The organism is Streptomyces tsukubensis (assembly GCF_003932715.1).
GTDB classification, from domain to species: domain Bacteria; phylum Actinomycetota; class Actinomycetes; order Streptomycetales; family Streptomycetaceae; genus Streptomyces; species Streptomyces tsukubensis.
On the sequence record NZ_CP020700.1, the window covers coordinates 634,057 to 655,297 of the forward strand.

Genomic DNA, 21,241 nt, shown 5'->3' on the forward strand with positions numbered 1-21,241 from the left:
TCTCGGCCATCGCCTCATCCCTTCCGTACATGCGCGATGAGCGCGTCGGCGTCCATGTCGTCGATCAACTCCTCGTCGAGCAACTCGTCGTCGATCGACTTGTTGTCGGGCTCCGCCGCCTGAGGGTTCTCGGGCGTCCGCGCCACCGGCGGTTCACCGCCGTCCTGGGTCGCGCTGCCATCCGGGTTCAGGAGCGTGAGCAGGTGGCGGGTGAGTGTCCCGGCCGCCGGATAGTCGAAGACGAGGGTGGCCGGCAGTGGGGTGGCGAGGGCTTCGGCCAGGCGGTCTCGCAGGCCGAGTGCGGTGAGGGAGTCGACCCCGAGGTCCTTGAAGGCCGCGGTGGCCGTGACCGCCCGGGCGTCGGCGTGGCCGAGCAGTGCGGCCGCGGTGTCGCGAACCAGCCCGAGTACTGCCTGCTCCTGTTCTTCGGGCGACAGGTCCGGCAGTCGCTCCGGCAGGGTGCCGCCGCTTGCGGCGGCGCGCCGGGTGGGCCGCCGGACCGGCCGCCACAGCGGTGACGGGTCACCGGGCGGGGGTGGGGCGGTCGCCACGACCACGGCCTCTCCGGTGGCGCGTGCCGCGTCGAGCAGTTCGGTCTGCCGGTCCTCGGCGGCCGTGAACGCCATGGCGGGCAGCCCTTCTGCCCGGCGCAGTTCGGCGAGGGCTTCCCACGGCCCTGCCGCCTCCCCGGGCGGAACGAGCAGGACGAACGCGTCCAGCGGGAGTTCGCGGGTGAGCCGGTGCAGTTCCCACGCCGACTCGGCGGTGCCTGCCGCGTGGACGACCGCGGTCACCGGGGACCCGGGCAGCCTGCCCGGCTCATGGCGGATCACCTCGGCTCCCTGCCCGGTCAGCTGCCGGGCGAGGTCGTCCGACCCACCGGCGAGGAGCACGACGCCGCCGTACGGGGGTGGATCGGTGCGGGGCGGGGCCGGGACCAGGCGTGGTGCTTCGAGGCGTCCACCGGTGAGCCTGAGGTGCGGTTCGTCGAGGCGGGCGAAGGCCGCGGCGCGGCGGGGTGTGATCGTGTCGGCGGTCTGCACCAGCACGATCCGTCCGGGTGGTGAGGTGTCGACCAGCGCCGCGACGGCACCGGCAGTGGTTCCGGCGGCCGCGGACACGACCAGCGTGGCGCCGGCCGTCCTCGGGTCGTCGAGCGCGGTGCGTACGTCCGCGGGATCGGACGCCCTGACCACGAGGACATCGGGGCGGGTCGTGTCGAACGGGTCGCCCCCGGGCGCGGTGCCGTCGCCCGGGTCCGGGTATCTGACGGCGGTGGTGCCGGGTGCCGCGGGCGCCCTGACACCGGTCCAGGTACGCCGGTACAGGCGTACGTCTCCGCCCGGATCCGGGGTGGCGGGGGGCCGGGTGACGAGTGACCCGATCTCCGCGACCGGCCGTCCCGTCTCGTCGGCGAGATGGACGCGGGCACCGCCGTCGGCGGCGGTGAAGGTGACCCGCGCCTTCGTGGCGCCGCTCGAATGGACCCGTACACCGGAGAACGCGAACGGGACCCGGACCCCCGCGTCCTCGGAGCCCGCGCTCAGGCTGCCCGCCTGGAGCGCGGTGACGAGCAGCGCCGGGTGCAGGGTGTAGCGGGAGGCGTCCCTGGCGAGGGCGCCGTCGACGGCCACCTCCGCGAAGACGGTGTCACCGTGTCGCCATGCCGCGGACAGGCCTCGGAACCCGGGGCCGAACCCGTACCCCTCGTCGTCGAGCCTTCGGTAGAACTCCGCGGTGTCGAGCTGCTCGGCGTGCGCGGGCGGCCAGGGGCCGTCGGTCGTGGCCGGCTCGGCGGTGGCGATACCGGCCCGGCCCGAGGCATGACGGGTCCACGTCCCGTCCCCGTCTTTCCGGGCGTGGATGCGCACGGCGCGGCGTCCGCCGTCGTCGGCTGCGGCGACGGTCACGCGGACCTGTACGGCGCCGGTCGCGGGCAGCGCCAGGGGGGTCTCGATGACCAGTTCGTCGAGCAGGTCGCAGCCCGTCTCGTCGGCGGCGCGCCCGGCCAGCTCCACGAACACCGGTCCGGGCAGCAGCACTTCGCCCGCGACGGAGTGCCCGGCGAGCCACGGGTGGGTGGCGAGGGAGAAACGGCCGGTGAGCAGCGTCTCGTCGGTGTCGGGCAGGGCCACGGACGCGGCGAGCAGCGGGTGGTCCACGGCGTCGAGTCCGAGGCCGGTGGCGTCCGTACCGGATGACGGTTCGATCCAGTAGCGCTCGTGGTGGAAGGCGTACGTCGGCAGGTCGTGTGCCGGTCCCGGGACGGGTCCGGATGCCGTCCTTGTGGTGTCGTGTGCCGTCCCCGGTGCCGCGACGACGGTCGGCCAGTCGACGGCCACACCGGCCGTGTACGCCTTGGCCAGCGAGTCGACGACCTGGTCGGCCCCTCCGCCGCGGCGCAGCGTGCCGACGGTTGTGCCGTTGATCGCGGGCAGCAGTACCGGGTGGGCGCTGACCTCGACGAAGACGGTGTCACCCGGCTCGCGGGCGGCGGCCACGGCGGCGGCGAAACCAACGGGATTGCGCAGATTGCGGAACCAGTACTCGTCGTCCAGCGGGGAGTCGATCCACCGCTCGTCGGCGGTGGAGAACCAGGGGATTCGGGGCGTACGGGAGGTGGTGGCCGCGGCGATCCGCTGGAACTCGTCGTACAGCGGGTCGACGAACGGGGTGTGGGTCGGGCAGTCGACGACGAGGCGGGTCACCCAGACGCCTCGGGCCTCGTAGCGGGCGATCAGCGTTTCGACGGCGTCGGGCCGCCCGGACACGATCGTGGTGCCGGTGCCGTTGCGGCCCGCGACCCAGACGTTGTCGACCTGTGCGGCGGCCGCCTCGACGTCGGCGGCGGGGAACGCGATCGAACCCATCGCGCCGTGTCCGGCGAGTTCGCGCTGGAGCAGGGCGGAGCGGAGCGCGACGAGCCGGGCACCGTCCTCCAGTGTGATCGCCCCGGCGACACAGGCCGCGGCGATCTCCCCCTGGGAGTGGCCGATGACGGCGTCCGGACGTACCCCCGCGGCCTCCCACACGGCGGCCAGGGACATCATGACCGCCCAGCAGACGGGGTGGACGACGTCGACGCGGCTTTTCACGGCCGGGTCTTCGAGCATGGCGATCAGGTCGCGGCCCGTGTGTTCGGCGAGCGCGTCCGCGCACTCCCTCATCCGGGCCGCGAACACCGGTGACTCGGCCATCAGTTTCAGGCCCATGCCGAGCCACTGGGAGCCTTGTCCGGGGAAGACGAAGACCGTACGCGGCCGGGTGAGCGCCGTGCCGGTGACAGCGCCTTCGCCGAGGAGCACGGCGCGGTGCGGGAACTCGGTGCGGGTGGAGAACAGCGCGGCGGCGACGGTACGCGGGTCGTCGCCGGGGTGTTCGGCCAGGTGTGCGCGGAGCCGTTGGATCTGGCCTTCGACGGCCTCGGGGGTACGGGCCGAGACCGGGAGCGGGGTGCGCTCCGTGAGGAACAGCGGTTCGCGGGGCGCCACGGACGGTGAAGCTGCGGACGGTGAATCCGGAGCCGCGGGGGCTTCGAGGATGACGTGGGCGTTGGTGCCGCTGACGCCGAAGGAGGAGACGGCGGCCCGCCGGGGCCGGCTCGTCCCGGGCCAGGGCCGGGCTTCGGTGAGGAGTTCGACTCCTCCCGCCGTCCAGTCGACGTGCGACGACGGTGTGTCGACGTGCAGGGTGCGGGGCAGGGTGCCGTGGTGCATGGCGAGGACCATTTTGATGATGCCCGCGACGCCCGCGGCGGCCTGGGTGTGGCCGATGTTGGACTTCAGGGAGCCGAGGAGGAGCGGTGTGGTGCGGCTCTGTCCGTAGGTCGCGAGGAGCGCGGTCGCTTCGATGGGGTCCCCGAGGCGGGTGCCGGTGCCGTGTGCTTCGACCGCGTCGACGTCGGAAGGTTCGAGCCGCGCGTTCGCGAGGGCTTGCCGGATGACGCGTTCCTGGGAGGGTCCGTTGGGTGCGGAGAGTCCGTTGGAGGCGCCGTCCTGGTTGACGGCGGAGCCGCGTACGACCGCGAGAACACGATGGCCGAGCCGCTCGGCATCGGAAAGCCGCTCCACCACCAGCACACCGGAACCCTCCGCGAAGGCGGTACCGTCCGCGGCGTCCGCGAAGGCCTTGCACCGGCCGTCCGAGGCGAGGCCCCGCTGCTGGGAGAACTCGACGAAACCGGACGGCGAGGCCATCACCGTGACACCGCCGACCAGTGCCAGAGAACACTCCCCGGTACGCAGCGACTGACCGGCCTGGTGCAGCGCGACCAGCGACGACGAACACGCCGTGTCGACCGTGACCGCCGGGCCCTCCAGACCGTAGAAGTACGAGAGACGGCCCGACAGCACACTGGTCTGGGTTCCGGTGGCGCCGAATCCGCCGAGGTCGGTGCCGAGGCCGTACCCGTCGGAGAACGCGCCGATGAACACACCGGTGTCGCTGCCGCGGAGCGTTCCGGGGACGATGCCCGCCTGTTCCAGCGCCTCCCACGACGTTTCCAGGACGATCCGCTGCTGCGGGTCCATCGCGAGGGCCTCACGCGGGCTGATCCCGAAGAACGCGGCGTCGAAGTCGGCCGCCCCCGGGAGGAACCCGCCGTGCCGGACCGTGGACGTGCCCGGATGCCCGGGGTCGGGATCGTAGAGCGCGTCCACGTCCCAGCCGCGGTCGGCGGGGAACGCCGTGATGCCCTCGCCACCGGACTCCAGCAGCCGCCACAGACCGTCGGGTGACGCGACCCCGCCCGGCAGCCGGCAGGCCATGCCCACGATCGCCAGCGGTTCGTCGACTGCCATGGCCGGGGTCGGCGCGCGGGTGGGCTCCGCCGGGCGGCCGGACAGGGCGGTGGTCAGCTTCGCCGCGACGGCTTGCGGCGTCGGGAAGTCGAAGACCGCGGTCGCGGGGAGCCGTACACCTGTCGCCTCGGTGAGCGCGTTGCGCAGCCGGACCGCCGTGAGGGAGTCGGCGCCGAGTTCCTTGAAGGTCGCGGTCGGTTCGATCCGGTCGGCGCCGTCGTGGCCGAGCACGGCCGCCGCGCACTCCCGGACGACGGCGAGCGCGACCTTCTCCGCTTCGGCCGCGGAGAGTCCGGCGATCCGGTCCGCGAGCGCTCCGGCACCGGCCGTACGGCGCCGGGGGACCCTGCCCGCTGCCCTGAGGAGGGGCGTATCACCGAGCCCCGCCGGGTCGGCGGCGACGAGCGCCGCGTCCGGGGACCGCAGGGCCGCGTCGAAGAGCGCCAGTCCGCGTTCGGTGCTCAGTGCCGTGACGCCGGATCGGCGCAGGCGGTCGCCGGCCCCGGCCGTCAGTCCGCTCTCCGGCTCCCACAGGCCCCAGGCCAACGACAGGGCGGGCAGTCCGGTGGCCCGGCGCTGTACGGCGAGTTCGTCGAGGAACGCGTTCGCTGCCGCGTAGTTGCCCTGGCCGGGGCTGCCGAGCACCCCGGCGGCCGAGGAGTAGAGCACGAACGCCGCGAGGTCCTGGTCCTTGGTGAGTTCGTGCAGGTGCCAGGCGCCGTCGGCCTTCGGGCGCAGGACGGTGTCGAGACGCTCCGGCGTGAGTCCGGTGAGGACTCCGTCGTCGATGACGGCCGCGGTGTGCACCACGGCGGTCAGGGGGTGTGCGGGGTCGATCCCCGCCAGTGCCGATACCAGCTCGTCCCGGTTCGCGATATCGCAGGCGACGGCCGTGACATGGGCGCCCGGGACGTCGTTCGCCGTGCCGCCGCGGGACAGCATCAGCAGCCGGCGTACTCCGTAGTGGTCGACGAGGTGCCGGGCGATGATGCCCGCCAGTGTTCCGGACCCTCCGGTGATGAGGACCGTGCCGTCCGGGTCGAGTGCGGGAGCGTCACCGGCCGGGGCCGCCGGGGTGAGCCTGCGCGGATAGGTCCGGCCGTCGCGCAGCACGGTCTGTGGTTCACCGAGGACGGCGGCCGCCGCCAGCAGCGGGGCGGCGGTGTCCGGTGCGGCGTCGACGAGGGCGATCCGGCCGGGGTGCTCCGCCTGCGCGGTTCGTACGAGGCCCGCGACGGCCGCGGCGGCGAGGCCGGGCCCGGTGTGGACGGCGAGCACCGCCTCGGCGTACCGGTCGTCGGTGAGGAAGCGCTGCAGCGCGGCCAGCACCTCGGCCCCGAGGCGCCGTACCTCGTCGAGCGGGGCGCCCCCGGTCCCGTACGCGGGAAGGATCACGACGTCCGGGACCGTCGGGTCGTCGAGTCCACCGGTCGTCGCGGTGGTGGGGGGCGGTTCCTGTATCTCGGCCGGCTCTGCCAGTACGGGTCGCAGCAGGCCCGGAACGGCTCCTTCGACGGTCAGGGGGCGGCTGCGGACGGCGCCGACGGTGGCGACGGGCCTCCCGGTCCCGTCCGTGATGTGTACGCCGTGGGCGGTGACGGCGACCCGTACCGCGGTGGCTCCGCCGGTGTGGACGCGCACGTCGTCGAAGGCGTACGGAAGATCGGTCCCCGCCGCGGCGAGGGTGAGCGCGGCGCCGAGCAGAGCCGGGTGCAGTCCGTAGCGCCCGGCTTCGGACAGCCGGTCTTCGGCGAGGGACACTTCGGCGTAGACGGCGCCCTCGTCGGTCCAGGCCGCGTGCGGCCGGGGCTGCGCGGGGCCGCCCGTGTGACCGGCCCTGGCCAGGGCGTCCGCCTGCTCTCCGACATCCAACGGGCGGGCCGTCGCGGGCGGCCACACCGACGGTGCTGCCAAGGCCGGGGCCGGGGCCGGGGCTTCGGCGGCGAGGATTCCGGTGGCGTGCCCGGTCCACTCGCCGTTGCCGTGCCGGGCATGCACGGTGACCGTGCGGCGGCCGTCTTCCCGGGGCGCCGCGACGGTGACGGAGAGCGCGGCCCCGCCGGACTGCGGAAGCACCAGCGGGGTGTCCACGGCGAAGGTCTCCAGAACACCGCAGCCGGCTTCGTCGCCCGCGGTGACCGCCAGGTCGACGAGGACGGCGGCCGGGAGTACCGCGATGCCGTGCACGGAGTGCGCCAGTGGATCGGCGGCGTCGACGCGGCCGGTGAGGACCAGTTCACCGCTGCCGGGAATACTGACCGCCGCGGTCAGCACCGGGTGGTCGACGGGCAGCTGACCCGCGGGGGCCGTATCGCCGCTGCCGCGGGACGCCGACCAGTAGCGGTCCCGCGCGAACGGGTACGTCGGCAGGTCCGGCGGCGAGGCCGGCGCGGGGCCGATGACCTTCGGCCAGTCGACCGTGGCACCACTGGTGTGGAGGCGGGCGAGCGCGGTCATCGCGGACCGGGGCTCGTCGTCGCCGTGCAGCATCGGGATGCCGTCGACGAGGCGGGACAGATTGCGGTCCGGGCCGACCTCCAGGAGCAGCGCCCCGTCGTACGCGGCGATCTGCTCTCCGAACCGGACGGTGTCGCGGACCTGCCGCACCCAGTACTCCGGTGTCGCGCACTCGGCGCCCGCGGCCATCGGAATCTTCGGCTCGTGGTACGTCAGCCCCTCCGCGACCTCCCGGAACGCGTCGAGCATCGGTTCCATCCGGGCCGAATGGAAGGCGTGGCTGGTCCGCAGGCGGGTGAAGCGGCCGAGTCGGGCCGCGGTGTCGAGCACCGTGGCCTCGTCACCGGAGAGGACGATCGACGAGGGGCCGTTGACCGCGGCGATCTCCACGCCGTCGCGCAGCAGCGGCTGCGCCTCCTGCTCGGACGCGACGACGGCGGCCATCGCGCCGCCGTGCGGCAGGGCCTGCATCAGCCGGGCGCGCGCCGCGACCAGGGTGCACGCGTCGTCGAGGGACCAGACACCGGCGACGTACGCCGCGGCCAGCTCGCCGATGGAGTGGCCCACGAGGACGTCCGGGCGTACGCCCCAGGTGTCGAGCTGGGCGCTGAGCGCGACTTGGAGGGCGAAGACCGAAGGCTGGGCGTATCCGGTGTCGTGGAGGTCGAGTCCGGTGGGCACCCGGAGGGCGTCGAGGACGTCACGGCGGGTGCGGGCGAACACGTCGTACGCGGCGGCCAGTTCGTCGCCCATGCCGGGGCGTTGCGAGCCCTGCCCGGAGTAGAGCCACACCAGGCGGCGGTCCGGTTCGGCGGTGCCGGTGATCAGGTCCGTGCCGATGAGGGCCGCCCGGTGCCGGAAGGCCGTACGGGCGAGCAGGGCCGAGGCCACGGCGTGTTCGTCGCAGCTTCCGGAGTCGCGGAAGGCCCGGATGCGGGTGGTGTGTTCATGGAGGGCGCGGGGGGTGCGGGCGGAGATCAGCAGGGGTGCGGGGTGGGCGCCGGGCGGGGTCTCGGCTTCCGGCTGGGGGCGGCTTTCGAGGATGACGTGGGCGTTGGTGCCGCTGACGCCGAAGGAGGAGACGGCGGCCCGCCGGGGCCGGCCGGTATCGGGCCAGGGCCTGGGTTCGGTGAGGAGTTCGATGCTGCCTGCCGACCAGTCGACGTGGGTGGTGGGCCGGTCGACGTGGAGCGTCGGGGGCAGGGTGCCGTGGCGCATCGCCAGGACCATTTTGATGATGCCCGCGACGCCCGCGGCGGCCTGGGTGTGGCCGATGTTGGACTTCAGGGAGCCGAGGAGGAGCGGCGCCGTACGGTCCTGTCCGTACGTCTCCAGAAGCGCCCTGGCTTCGATGGGGTCACCGAGGCGGGTGCCGGTGCCGTGCGCTTCCACGGCGTCGACGTCGGAAGGTTCGAGCCGCGCATTGGCGAGGGCTTGCCGGATGACACGTTCCTGGGAGGGTCCGTTGGGTGCGGAGAGTCCGTTGGAGGCGCCGTCCTGGTTGACGGCGGAGCCGCGTACGACCGCGAGGACGCGGTGGCCGAGGCGTTCGGCATCGGAAAGCCGCTCCACCACCAGCACACCGGAACCCTCCGCGAAGGCGGTACCGTCCGCGGCGTCCGCGAAGGCCTTGCACCGGCCGTCCGAGGCGAGACCGCGCTGCTGGGAGAAGTCGACGAAACCGGACGGCGAGGCCATCACCGTGACGCCGCCGACCAGTGCCAGGGAGCATTCCCCGGTACGCAGCGACTGACCGGCCTGATGCAGCGCGACCAGCGACGACGAGCACGCCGTGTCGACCGTGACCGCCGGGCCCTCCAGTCCGTAGAAGTAGGAGAGGCGGCCCGACAGCACACTGGTCTGGGTGCTGGTGGCGCCGAATCCGCCGCGATCGGAGCCGGAGCCGTACCCGTAGAAGTAGCCGCCGATGAACACGCCGGTGTCGCTGCCGCGCAGGGTGTGCGCGTCGATGCCCGCGTGTTCGAGCGCCTCCCACGACGTTTCCAGGACGATCCGCTGCTGCGGGTCCATCGCGAGGGCCTCGCGCGGGCTGATCCCGAAGAACGCGGCGTCGAAGTGGGCCGCCCCCGGGAGGAATCCGCCGTGCCGGACGGTGGACGTGCCCGGACGGTCGGGGTCGGGGTCGTAGAGCGCTTCCAGGTCCCAGCCGCGGTCGGCGGGGAATGCCGTGATGCCGTCGCCGCCCGACTCCAGCAGCCGCCACAGATCGTCGGGGGACATGACCCCGCCCGGCAGGCGGCACGCCATGCCCACGATCGCCAGTGGTTCGTCGTGGCGGCGGGCCGGGGTCGGTGTACGTCGCCGGGTGGCCGCCCGGGTACCGGCCAGTTCGTCGAGGTGGGCGGCGAGTGCCTGCGGTGTGGGGTGGTCGAAGACGAGTGTGGCGGGCAGGGTCAGACCCGTCGCGTCGGTCAGCCGGTTGCGCAGCTCGACGCCGGTCAGTGAGTCGAAGCCCACGTCTTTGAACGCGCGCAGGGGTTCGACGGCGTGCACGTCGCGATGGCCGAGGACCGCGGCGGCACTCGTCCTGACGAGTTCGAGCATGTCGCGCGAGCCGGCCGGTGCGGGCGTGCGCCGCGCGGCCGGTACCAGGTCGCGGAGGATCGGTGGGACGTGATCCGCCGCGGCGACGGCGGCGAGGTCGAGGCGGACGGGGACGAGTGCGGCGCGGTCGCTGTGCAGGGCCGCGTCGAACAGGGCGAGTCCTTGCGCGGCCGTCATCGGGATCATGCCGCCGCGGGCGATGCGGCCGAGGTCGGTGGAGGTCAGCCGTCCGCCCATGCCGTCCGCCTCGTCCCACAGCCCCCACGCGAGGGAGACGGCGGGCAGTCCCCGGTCGCGCCGGTGGCGGGCGAGCGCGTCGAGGAACGCGTTGCCGGTCGCGTAGTTCGCCTGCCCCGCCCCGCCGAACGTCGCGGAGATCGACGAGTACAGGACGAACGCCGCGAGTTCGGTGTCGCGCGTCAGTTCGTGCAGGTGCCAGGCGACGTCGGCCTTCACCCGCAGTACGTCGTCCCACTGTTGGGGCCGCATGGTCGCCACGACCGCGTCGTCGACGATCCCGGCCATGTGCACGACGGCGCGGAGCCGTCCGGAGATGCCGTCGACGAGGGCGGCCAGCGCGTCCCGGTCGGTGACGTCCACGGCCGCGTACCGCACCCGGTCGTCCTCAGGCGCTCCGCCGGGCCGGCCGCCGCGGGACGCCACGACGATCTCCGCTGCCTCGTGGACGGTGAGCAGATGGTCCACGAGAAGGCGGCCGAGGCCGCCGGTGCCGCCGGTGACGAGGACGGTTCCCCCGGTCAGCGCGGAGGCTCCCGCGGCCGCGGCGACACGGCGCAGACGAGCGGCGCGGACCGTCCCTCCGGCGACCCGGACCCGGGGCTCGTCACCGGCGGCGAGCCCGGCCGCGACGGTGGCGGGCGTGATCTCGTCCGCTTCGATCAGGCCGACGCGGCCGGGGTTCTCCGTCCCGGCGGTACGGACCAGACCGCCGAGCGCTTCCTGCGCGGGATCGCCGGTGCGGGTGACCACGACGAGGCGGGAACCGGCCCGGCGGGGGTCCGCGAGCCACGTCTGCACCGTCGCGAGCAGATCGCGGCCCAGCTCCCGGGCCCGGACGCCGGGCGATCCGCCGCGGTCGCCGGGGTCGCCGGGGTCGCCGGGGTCGCCGGGGTCGCCGGGGTCGCCGGGCTCCAAGGGAAGGACCACGACCGGGGGAGTATCCCCTTCGGGGACATCGGCGTGATACGTCCAGCCGGGGACGGGCGCGGCCGGCACGGGAACCCAGACGACCTCGAACAGCGCGTCGTTGCCGGGCTCCGCGCCCCGTACGGTCAGACCGTCCGCTTCGAGGACCGGGGCGCCGTGCTCGTCCATGGCGAGGACCCGGATCGTGTCGGCGCCGACGCGTTCGAGGAGCACCCGCAGCGCGGTGGCGGCGCGCGTGTACATCCGTACGCCGGTCCAGGAGAACGCGAGCCTGCGCCGCTCCGGATCGTCGAAGAGCATGCCGAGGGCGTGCAGTGCCGCGTCGAGCAGGACGGGGTGCAGTCCGTACCGGGCGTCGGTGAGCTGTTCACCGAGGCGGACCGACGCGTAGGCGCGTCCCCGGCCGGCCCACAGCGCCGTCACGGCGCGGAAAGCGGGCCCGTAGCTGAGCGGCAGCGTGTCGTAGAAGCCTGCCGGGTCGACCGGGTCGGCATCGGGGGGAGGCCACTCGGGCGTCGCCGGTTCGCGGGTCTCGGCGCTCAGCGCTCCGGTGGCCACCAGGGTCCACGGCCCCGTACCGGTACGGCTGTGCAGGCGTACGGGCCGCTGCCCGGACACCTCGGAGCCGACCGTGAACTGGACCTCTGTGGCCGCGTCGGCGTCGACCACCAGCGGTACGACGATCGTCAGCTCCGCGATCGCCGGTGTACCGAGCCGGGTGCCCGCCTCGGCAAGGAGTTCCACGAGCGCCGAGCCGGGCACGATGATCCGCCCGTCGACCTCGTGGTCGGTGAGCCAGGGCTGTCGGCGTACCGAGAACAGCGCGGTGGCGAGCGCCCCTTCGCCGTCGGCACGGTCGACCAGCGAGGCCAGCAGCGGATGCCCGGAGCCGCCGGCCGGTTCCGCGTCGATCCAGTAGCGGTCGCGCCGGAACGGGTACGTGGGCAGCGGCACACTCCGGGACACCCCGAACGACCAGGTGACGGGTACGCCCCGGACCCAGAGCGCGGCGAGCGACTTGCCGAAGCGGCGCGGCCCGCCCTCGCCGCGCCGCAGCGTGCCGACCACCACCGTGTTCGGCTGCCCGGCGAGCGTGTCCTCCAGCGCGGGGGTGAGGACCGGGTGCGGGCTGGTCTCGACGAATACGCGGTAGCCGAGTTCGTCGAGGCGGCTCGTCGCGACGCCGAAGCGGACGGGGCGGCGCACGTTGTCGTACCAGTAGGCGGCGTCGGCGGGCCGGTCGAGCCACTCCCCGTCCACGGTGGAGAAGAACGGGATCTCCGGTGCTCGCGGGGTGAGGTCGGCCAGGGCGTCGAGCAGGGCTTGACGGACCGTCTCGACGTGCGCGGTGTGCGACGCGTAGTCGACGGCGATCCGGCGGGCACGGGGTGCGGCGGCGAGGAACTCCTCTACGGCATCGGCCGCTCCGGCGACGACGATCGACGCGGGCCCGTTGACCGCGGCGACCTCCAGGCGCCCCGTCCACGCGGCGGCGTCGAAGTCCGCGGGCGCCACCGCGACCATGCCTCCTCGCCCGGCGAGTTCGGCGGCGACGAGCCGGCTGCGCAGCGCGACGACCTTCGCGGCGTCGTCGAGGGTGAGCGCCCCGGCGACGCAGGCCGCGGCGACCTCCCCCTGGGAATGCCCGACCACCGCGGCCGGGGCGACCCCGTGCACGCTCCACAGCTCCGCGAGGGCCACCATCAGGGCGAACGACGCGGGCTGCACGACATCGACCCGGTCCAGAGCGGGCGCGCCGGGCCGTTGGGTGATGACGTCGAGGAGGTCCCAGCCGGTGTGCGGGGCGAGGGCCGCGGCGCACTCACCGAGCCGCCGCGCGAAGACGGGTTCGGCCGCGAGCAGTTCGGCGCCCATACCGGCCCACTGGGAGCCCTGGCCCGGGAACACGAACACGGCGCGCGGGTCGGTGATGTCGGCCGTTCCCCGCACCACGTCCGGCACTTCCTCGCCGCGGGCGAACGCCTCCGCGTCCCGGGCCGGGACAACCGCCCGGTGGCGCATGGCCGTGCGGGTGGTGGCGAGCGAATGCCCGATCGCGGCCGCCCTTGCCGTGAGGGCGGCCATACGGGCCGCGACGTCCCGCACCCCGTCCGAGGTGCGGGCCGAAACCGGCCACAGCACGTCCTGCGTCTCGGCCTCGGGGAGCGGTACGGGAGCGGCGGGGGGCACGGGAGCGGTGGAGGGGCCGGGGGCGGCGGGGAGACCGAGAGTCGCGGAGGGACCGAGACTCGCGGAGGAACCGGGAGCGGCGGAGGGGCCGGACTCCAGCACCACATGGGCGTTGGCACCGCTGATGCCGAACGACGAGACGCCCGCGCGCCGGGCGCGGCCGGTGTCCGGCCACGGCTCGTTGCGGCGCAGCAGCCGGACGTTGCCGTCCCAGTCGACGTGCCGGGACGGTTCGTCCACGTACAGCGTGCGCGGCAGGACGCCGTGCCGCATCGCCATCACCATCTTGATGACACCCGCGATACCGGCCGCCGCCTGGGTGTGGCCGATGTTCGACTTGAGCGAGCCGATGAGCAGCGGGCGCTCGCGGCCGGCCCCGTACGCCGCCTCCAGTGCCTGGGCCTCGATAGGGTCGCCGAGACGGGTACCGGTGCCGTGTGCCTCCACGGCGTCGACCTCGCCCGGTGCGAGGCCCGCGTCGGCGAGCGCACGTTCGATGACGCGCTGCTGCGCGGGACCGTTCGGAGCGGAGAGGCCGTTCGAAGCGCCGTCGGAGTTGACCGCGGAGCCGCGCACCACGGCGAGCACGGGATGGCCGAGGCGGGTGGCGTCGGAGAGCCGCTCGACGATCAGGACACCGGCGCCTTCCGAGAAGCTGGTGCCGTCGGCGGTGTCCGCGAACGCCTTGGCCCGGCCGTCGGGGGCGAGCCCGCGCTGACGGGAGAACTCGACGAATCCCGTCGTCGTCGCCATGACGGTGACCCCGCCGACCAGCGCGAGCGAACACTCCCCCGAGCGCAGCGACCGCGCGGCCTGGTGCAGGGCGACCAGCGACGACGAGCAGGCCGTGTCGACGGTGACGGAGGGGCCCTCGAACCCGAAGTAGTAGGAGAGCCGTCCGGAGAGCACGCTCGTCGGCGTGCCGGTCGCCCCGAAGCCGCCCAGGTCGACACCGGCACCGTACCCCTGGCCGAACGCGCCCATGAACACCCCGGCGTCGCTGCCGCGGACGCTCGCGGGCAGGATGCCCGCCCGTTCGAACGCCTCCCACGACACTTCGAGGATCAGCCGCTGCTGCGGGTCCATCGCCAGCGCCTCGCGCGGGCTGATGCCGAAGAACTCGGCATCGAAGTCGGCCGCCCCGGCGAGGAACCCGCCGTGGCGCACGGAGACCTTGCCGATCGCGTCGGGGTCCGGGTCGTAGAGCGCCGCGAGGTCCCAGCCGCGGTCGGTGGGGAAATCGGTGATCCCGTCGCCACCGGATTCGACGAGGTTCCACAGGTCTTCCGGGGTATCCGCACCGCCGGGCATCCGGCAGGCCATGGCCACGATCGCCAGCGGTTCGTCCCCCGCCACCGCCTTCGGGGGTACGGGCGCCGGGGCCGCGGTCTCCGCACCGCCCGGCGGCGCTCCGGCACTGCGCAGGGCCGCGGCGAGCTGCGTGGCGAGCGCGTCCGGAGTCGGATGGTCGAAGACGGCCGTCGCGGAGAGCCTGACGCCGGTCGTCTCGGCGAGCCTGTTGCGCAGCCGGATACCGCTGAGCGAGTCGATGCCGAGATCCTTGAACGCGGTCGCGGGCCCGATACCGGAGGCGTCCGGGTGGCCCAGCACGGCGGCGGTGGCCGAACACACGACGGCCAGCAGATCACGGCCGCGGTCCTCGCCCGTACGGACGGTGGGGCGCTCCACGCGCCGGCGGGCGGGCTCGGATTCGGGTACGGATACGGATTCGGGTGCGGCGGGGATCGCCGCGATCACGAACGGCTCGTCCGTGGCGAGGCTCAGGTCGAGGAAGTGCCTGCCCTCCGCCTCGGTGAGCGGCCGGAACCCGTCGCGCACCCGCTGTCGGTCGGTGTGGGTGAGTTGGGTGGTGAGGTTGGTGGTGGTTTGCCACATGCCCCAGGCGATGGTGGTGGCGGGTTGTCCTTGGGTGTGGCGGTGGGTGGCGAGGGCGTCGAGGAAGGCGTTGGCGGCGGCGTAGTTGGCTTGTCCGGGGCTGCCGAGGGTGGCGGCTGCTGAGGAGTAGAGGATGAAGTGGGTGAGGGGGTGGTGTTGGGTTTGTTGGTGGAGGTGCCAGGCGGTGTGGGCTTTGGTGGTGAGGGTGGTGGTGAGGTGGTGGGGGGTGAGGTTGTGGAGGGTGGCGTCGTTGAGGGTGGCTGCGGTGTGGTAGATGGCGGTGAGGGGTTGGGGTATGTGGTGGAGGGCTTGGGTGAGTTGGTGGGGGTCGGTGAGGTCGCAGGGGATGTGGGTGCCGGGGGTGGTGGGGGGTGGTGGTGTTCGGGAGAGGAGGTAGGTGTGGGGGTGGTTGAGGTGGCGGGCGAGGATTCCGGCGAGGGTGCCGGAGCCGCCGGTGATGAGGATGGCGTGGTGGGGGTTGAGGGGTGGTGTGGGGGTGGGGGTGTGGTGGAGGGGGGTGAGGTGGGGTGTGTGGAGGGTGTGGTGGGTGAGGCGGAGGTGGGGTTGGTTGAGGGTGGTGATCTGGTGGAGGGGGAGGGGTGTGTGGGGGTGGGTGGTTTCGATGATGTGGATGCGGTTTGGGTGTTCGTTCTGGGCGGTTTTGGTGAGTCCGGTGGCTGCGGCGCCTGCGGGGTCGGTGGTGGTGTGGACGATGAGGGTGTGGTGGGTGGTGGTGAGGTGGTGTTGGAGGGCGGTGAGGGTGCGGGTGGTGCGGGCTTGGGTGAGGGCGGGCATATCGGTGAGGTCGGTGAGGTCGTCCGGCTCGTCGGGGTGTGCGGCGGTGATGAGGGTGTAGCCGTCGGGGAGGGTCCCGTCGTAGACGGCTTCCGCCACCGGCACCCACTCCAACCCGAGGAGCTTCGGTCCCGACGGCGTGCCGGTACCCGGTCGTAGTACCAGCGCGTCTACGGTGACGACGGGACGACCGTCCGGATCGGCCATCTGCACGGTGACGCCCCCCGGGCCCCGGATGAGAGCGACGCGCACCGCGGTGGCCCCACCGGCGTGCAGGCGCACACCCGTCCAGGAGAACGGAAGCTCCAATGCGTCGCCCGCGTCGAGGCGTCCGGCGTGCAGGGCCGCGTCCAGGAGCGCCGGGTGAACCCCGAAGCGGTCCACCTCTTCGGCGCTGTCCAGAGCGGCTTCGGCGTAGATCGTGTCGCCCGCCGTCCATGCAGCGCGCAGCCCCTGGAACGCCGGACCGTAGGTGTAGCCCGCTGCCGCCAGTTGCTCGTAGAACCGGTCCAGGCTTGCCGGTTGCGCTCCGGCCGGGGGCCACTGCGCCAAGGTGTACGGGTCCGGGGCATCGGTGGTCCGCTTGGTGCCGGTGGTGAGGGTTCCGGTGGCGTGGCGGGTCCAGGTGCCGGTTCCCTGGAGGCGGGCGTGGACGGTCACGGGGCGGCGTCCGGCCTCGTCGGGCCGGTCGACGGTGACGGTGAGGTCGACGGCACCGGTGACCGGAAGGGCGAGCGGTGTTTCGATGACCAGCTCGTCGATGGTGTCGCAGCCGGTCTCGTCACCGGCGCGGATCACCAGCTCCAGGAACGCGGTACCCGGGAGAAGTACCGTGTCGCGAACGGCGTGGTCGGCCAGCCAGGGGTGCGCGGCGAGTGACACCCTGCCCTTCAGCAGAACGCCGTCGCTGCCCGGCAGGGCCACCACGCTCGACAGAAACGGATGCCCGATGCCCTCGCTGCCGCCTGCCGGGGCGGGAGGCAGCCAGTAGCGCTTGTGGTCGAAGGGGTAGGTGGGGAGGTCGAGGAGTCGTTCCGGGGTGGGCGGGACGATGGTGGTCCAGTCGACGGCCGCGCCGTGGACCCAGGCCTCCGCCAGGGCGGTGGTGAACCGGTCTCCGCCGCCGTCGTCGGTGCGGAGTGACGCGACGGTACGTTGCTGGTCGATGGCGGGCAGCAGCACCGGATGGGCGCTGCACTCGACGAAGAGGGAGCCGTCGAGTTCTGTGATGGCGGTGTCCAGGGCTACCGGTTGACGGAGGTTGCGGTACCAGTAGCCGTCGTCGACCGGCTCCTCCACCCAGCCGCTGTCGACCGTGGACCACCAAGGGATCACAGGAGTACGGGTGGTTACGCCTTCCAGCACCTCGGCCAGCTCGTCCTCGATGGCCTCGACGTGGGGGGTGTGGGAGGCGTAGTCGACCGCGATCCGCCGAACCCGTACTCCTGTGCTCTCGTACCGGGCCAGAACCCCCTCCACCGCCTGCGCATCTCCCGCGATCACGGTCGACGACGGTCCGTTACGGGCCGCGATCCACACCCCCTCCACCGTCTCGATGTCGGCGGCGGGGAGTGCGACCGATGCCATCACCCCCCGCCCCGCCAGCCGGGCACCGATCACCCGGCTGCGCAAAGCCACCACCCGCGCCCCGTCCTCCAAACTCAGCGCACCCGCCACACACGCCGCAGCAATCTCCCCCTGCGAATGCCCCACCACCACATCCGGCACCACACCATGCGCCCCCCACAGCGCCGCCAGACTCACCGCCACCGCCCACGACAACGGCTGCACCACCTCCACCCGCCCCAGCAACTCCGCCGACCCCAACGCCTCCTCCCACGACCAGTCCACATGAGGTGCCAACGCCGCCGCACACTCACCCATCCGCGCCGCAAAGACAGGTGACACTTCAGCAAGTTCGCGGCCCATTCCCACCCACTGCGACCCCTGCCCCGGGAACACGAACACCGTCCGCAACCCCTCACCCGCCACACCCATAACCCTGCTCTCCCCCAACAGCACCGCCCGATGACCGAACACCGCACGCCCCCGCACCAACCCATCCGCCACCACACCCACATCACACCCACCCCCCACCAACCCACCCACCCGCTCCACCAACACACCCACACCCACACCCGAACGAGCCGACACCGGCAATGGCAACAAACCACCGGACGACTCTGTGGGAGAGACCGAAACCTCCGGCACCCCCTCCAACACCACATGCGCATTCGTCCCACTCACCCCGAACCCCGACACCCCCGCCCGCCGCGCACGCCCCAACTCCGGCCACGGCCTCGCCTCCGACAACACCTCCACCGCCCCCGCCGACCAGTCCACATGCGACGACCGCTCACCGACGTGCAAGGTCCTCGGCAGCACCCCGTACCGCATCGCCATCACCATCTTGATCACACCGGCCACACCAGCCGCCGCCTGCGCATGACCAATATTCGACTTCAACGAACCTAAATACAGCGGCACCTCACGCCCCTGCCCATACACCGCAATAACCGCCTGCGCCTCAATCGGATCCCCCAACACCGTCCCCGTCCCATGCGCCTCGACGGCCTGCACATCGGACCCGCTCAACCCGGCGCTGGCGAGTGCCTGCCGGATGACGCGCTGCTGTGCTACACCGTTGGGCGCGGAGAGGCCGTTGGACGCACCGTCCTGGTTCACCGCCGTACCGCGAATCACCGCAAGCACCGTGTGACCGTTGCGCTCCGCGTCCGACAGCCGCTCCACCACCAGAACACCGACGCCTTCGGAGAACCCCGTTCCGTCGGCCGTGTCGGCGAACGCCTTGCACCGGCCGTCCGGAGCGAGCCCGCGCTGACGGGAGAACTCCACGAAGCTCTGCGGGGTCGCCATCACGGTGACCCCGCCGGTCAGGGCGAGGGAGCACTCGCCGCTGCGCAGCGCCTGTACCGCTTGGTGCAGGGCGACCAGCGACGACGAGCACGCCGTATCGACCGTGACCGCCGGGCCCTGGAACCCGTAGAAGTACGAGAGACGTCCGGACAGAACGCTCGTCTGGATTGCCGTGACACCGAGTCCGCCCAGGTCGCGGCCTGCGCCGTACCCCTGGTGGAAGGCGCCCATGAACACGCCGGTGTCGCTGTCCCTGAGCGTGTCCGGCACGATGCCCGCGTGTTCGAACGCCTCCCATGACGTCTCCAGGACCAGGCGCTGCTGCGGGTCCATGGCCAGGGCCTCGTTCGGGCTGATCCCGAAGAACGCGGTGTCGAACCCGGTCGCCCCGGTGAGGAAGCCGCCGTGGCGGGTCGTCGACCGTCCGGCCGCGTCCGGGTCGGGGTCGTACAGCGACTCGACTTCCCAGCCGCGGTCGGCGGGGAACTCGGTGATGGCGTCGCCCCCGGATTCGACGAGCCGCCATAGTTCCTCCGGCGATGCGACGCCGCCCGGCAGTCGGCAGGCCATGCCGACGATCGCGATGGGTTCACCGGGGCCGACGGTCCGGGCCGGGGCGGGCGCCGCCGTTGTGGCCCCGGCGAGGTGCGCGGCGAACGCACGCGGAGTGGGGTGGTCGAACGCCGTGGACGCGGGAACGCGCAGGCCTGTCCGGGCGGCGACGATGTTCGCGAATTCGACGGTGGTGAGGGAGTCGAGGCCGTTCTCGCGGAACGTCCGGTCCGGCGCACAGTGTTCGGCGTTCGACAGGCCGAGGACCGTGGCGACGGTGTCGCGTACCAGGTCGAGCAGTATGTCCTGCCGGTCGGCGGCGGCCGCCGCGAGGCGGTTCGCCCATGCCGGGTCCACGGCTCCGGGCCCATCCGGGTCCGCCGGGCCGGCCCGTCCCGCGAGCCTGCTGAGAATCGGTGGCGTCGCGCCTGCCATCGCCTCGGCCCGCGCACCGGCGGAACCGACGCGGGTGACGACGTACGAGCCGCCGCCCGCGACGGCCCTTTCGATCAGCTCCGCCGTGAGTGCTGCCTCTTCGATTCCCGGCAGACCGTGGAGCGTGACGGCCGGGAGCCCTTCCGAGGCTCGCGACCGGGCGTACGCGTCGGCGCCGGCCGGATCGCCGAGCACGATATGCACGAGCGCACTCGTGTCCACGGCATCCGCCGTCGCCAGGGCATCCGCGTCGCCGGTGAACACGGGACCCGAGTCCACTTCGCGGCGCAGCAGACCGGCGACGGCGTCGGCGCCTTCCCCGGTGACCAGGACCGGCGTGTCCGGCCCGAGCGGCTGCGGGACGGTGAGAACCATCTTGCCGGTGTGCCGGGCCCGGCTCATCCAGGTGAACGCATCCCGCGCACGGCGGATGTCCCACGCGCGGAGCGGCAGTGGGGACAGCTCGCCGCGGTCGAACAGTTCCAGGAGCAGTTCCAGGATCTCGCGCAGCCGTGCGGGGGCGATGTCGGACAGGTCGAAGGGCTCCTGTGCGTCGTGCCGGATGTCGGTCTTGCCCATCTCGATGAACCGGCCGTCCGGTGCGAGCAACGCGACCGAGGCGTCGAGGAGTTCGCCGGTGAGGGAGTTCAGCACGACGTCCATCGGGGGGAAGGCGTCCGCGAAGGCGGTGGTACGGGAGTCCGCCACATGGTCGGCGTCGAAGCCGTCGGCGTACAGCAGGTGCTGCTTGGCCGGGCTCGCGGTGGCGTAGACCTCGGCGCCGAGGTGGCGGGCGATCCGGGTGGCGGCCATGCCGACGCCGCCCGTCGCGGCGTGGATCAGTACCTTGCGGCCGGGCCGCAGGCCACCCGCGTCGACGAGTCCGTACCAGGCGGTCGCGAACACGACGGGCACGGAAGCGGCGACCGGGAACGACCATCCCTGCGGAACCGGTGCGATCAGCCTCCGGTCGGCGACGACACTGCGCCGGAACGCGTCCTGCACCAGGCCGAACACCCGGTCCCCGGGCGTCAGGTCGTCGACCCCGGGCCCGACCTCGGTCACGATTCCGGCGGCTTCCCCGCCCATCTCGCCGTCGCCCGGGTAGGTGCCGAGTGCGATCAGCACATCGCGGAAGTTCAGCCCCGCGGCGCGGACCTCGATACGGACCTCACCCGTGGCCAGGGGGTGCGGCGGGGCGTCGGACGGGGCGACTGCGAGGTCGCGGAGGGTTCCGGAGGCGGGCGGTCGCAGTGCCCACGGGCCCGGCGGCAGGGGGGTGGTGACCGCGTGGACCAGCCGGGGTACATAGGCCGTGCCGTTCCGCAGGGCGACCAGGGGCTCGCCGAGAGAGGCCGCGGCGGCAATGCTTCCGGCCCCGGCGGCACCGGCGTCGGCTGCTTCTCCGTCCGTCGTCTCGCCGTCCGTCGTCTCGCCGCCCGTCGTCTCTCCGCCCGTTGTCCTTCCGCCCGTTGTCTCTCGGCCTGTTGTCTCTCCGCCCGTTGGCT

1 protein-coding gene and 1 pseudogene are annotated in these 21,241 nt (G+C 73.1%); both read right to left on the reverse strand.

Going from position 1 to position 21,241, the window contains the following annotated elements:
* Nucleotides 1-14 precede the first annotated feature (14 nt).
* The gene (locus B7R87_RS34495; RefSeq protein WP_100249286.1) at nucleotides 15-626 is read right to left on the reverse strand and encodes an acyl carrier protein; all 612 of its coding nucleotides are present in this window, start codon (nucleotides 624-626) and stop codon (nucleotides 15-17) included.
* Between the two features lie 639 nt (nucleotides 627-1,265).
* Nucleotides 1,266-21,143: pseudogene (locus tag B7R87_RS01750) on the reverse strand (SDR family NAD(P)-dependent oxidoreductase); the annotation flags it as partial.
* Nucleotides 21,144-21,241 lie beyond the last annotated feature (98 nt).